At 60.1% G+C, this 208-nt stretch carries 1 protein-coding gene; it reads left to right on the top strand.

Annotated features, from left to right (window positions below; genetic code table 11):
• On the top strand, positions 1-208 hold a 208-nt coding region (locus ACYP5B_RS53760), incomplete at both ends, for a transposase (RefSeq protein ID WP_459575680.1).

Raw genomic sequence — 208 nt, 5'->3', positions numbered from 1 at the left:
CATCGACGCGATTCCACCGATTCGCGGCGTGCGTGGCCGACCACTTCAGAAACCCAAAGTCATCTATGCCGATCGCGGCTACGATTCCGAACTGCATCGTCGGAAGCTACGCGAGCGCGGCATCAAGCCAGTGCTCGCGAAACGCCGAACCGAACACGGTAGCGGTCTCGGCAAGTTTCGCTGGGTGGTCGAACGTACTCATGCATGG

The organism is Cupriavidus sp. 8B (assembly GCF_054589115.1).
Note: the sequence above shows the minus strand (reverse complement) of the source record. Positions and strands in the feature narration are given on the sequence as shown.